Source organism: Enterococcus sp. ZJ1622 (assembly GCF_011038845.1).
GTDB lineage: Bacteria > Bacillota > Bacilli > Lactobacillales > Enterococcaceae > Enterococcus_B.
In genome coordinates this window covers 1-1,547 of sequence record NZ_JAAKDW010000045.1, presented here as the reverse complement: position 1 = coordinate 1,547, position 1,547 = coordinate 1, and the positions used below count along the sequence as shown (strand labels likewise).

The following is a 1,547-nucleotide window of genomic DNA, read 5'->3' as shown; positions in this document are numbered from 1 at the left end:
ATCGATGCCATGGGCCTTCGGCATGATAAATTTCGACTGTACTTCCTTCTGGTAAATCAACAGAAGCAATTGGACCATAGTTTCCTTTCACTTGTTGATTGCCATTCCATTGTTGGTTGTAAAGTATGTTTCCATTAGGATCTGTTAATTTAATGGAGGCGTATCTACTTGTTTTCCAACCGCACCAATGGAATTGATAATTGGAATTTTTTGTAATTGTTGCTTTATGGCCTTTTACTGTCAACGAAACTCGTGGAGCGATAGGAACTTTTGCCAACTCTTGTCCACCAAGTTGAATCGTTTGTTCTACACTTTGTTGTTTGTGAGTTTCATCAAATAATTGTTGTGCTTTATTGACTAGATTTAACAAATAAGTTTTTGTCTCACCATCATGGAGTTTTTCAATTTCTGTTTTTACTTGATTGATTTTTTCTCGTGTAATGTTATCTTCTAAAGTATTTGTATCATCTGAATGATCTTTAAATAATGCCAAGGTTTCTTGTTTTCTATCAAAAAAATATTGTGCTCGTATGATTAAATTTTCTAAGTCTTGTTTTGTTTTGTAAGAACCTGCATTAATTGGAATTTTTATATCATCAGGTAAAACATCTACTTTTGCTTTGGCCGCATCAATTTTTTCTTGCGTTAAATCATCCGCAATTGACCAAAAACCTAGGTATTCGGAGTCTGTGTTTTTAAATAAACTTTTGACTGTATTGAACGCTGCCATACCATCAGAATAATAGGTGGTTTGTAACTCAACATTACCGAATATTGGCAACATCTTTGAATCATTAAAATCTTCTACACTTAAATTCATATAGTGATGATAGCCATCCGCTTCATTACCATCAGAGAACTGACAATTTTTTTGAAATGCTTCTTTTGTCCATGTAATGGTGTTTGTTGCTTTATCATAACTCCCACCATAAAGGTCCTCCGGTATCATTGCAGTTCCATCAATATTAATAAACGGGTTTTTCCAAGTAACTGTTCCATTTTCATCAGGTGTTAAATTTATATTTCCAAGATTTGAGTTAATATTTGTCTCAAATAGGTCTAATGGTATATTTTTTAACGGACTAAAGTCTGCAATTGGCAAAGAACCCGTAACAAGTGTTGTTAATTTTGTTAGGTTTTTTAATGGTGTTAAATCTGAAACCGTATTTGATTCTGAATCATTGTTCCCTATTCCATTTCCAATTTTTAAAGTAGTTAAATTGGTACAACATTGCAATCCTTCAATGGAAGCAATATTCCGATTATTCACGTCTAATTCTTTAATAGTTGCTAATTGATCTGCAGTAATGGTTGCATTTTCTGCTTGATTTAATTTCTGGTTTAATGCTTTTTTCAAATTAACATCTGGAATATTTACTATTTGGTTCGTTTGATTTGTAGTTGTAGCTACTACTTGGTCATTTTCTGCTGCTAAAGTAGGTACCATCGGTGTTAATGTTCCTAGAATAGATGTAGAAAGCATTAGCGTTGTAATTATTTTTTTACATTTCATGTATAAATCATCCTTTTCAGTTCTTTTGTCAAAG

1 protein-coding gene is annotated in these 1,547 nt (G+C 32.5%); it reads right to left on the bottom strand.

Going from position 1 to position 1,547, the window contains the following annotated elements; all coding sequences use genetic code 11:
- A partial coding sequence (locus tag G7Y42_RS14845; RefSeq protein WP_241161975.1) for a toxin Cry1Ac domain D-VI-related protein occupies window positions 1-1,513 on the bottom strand: 1,513 nt, incomplete at its 3' end.
- Between the last annotated feature and the right edge of the window lie 34 nt (window positions 1,514-1,547).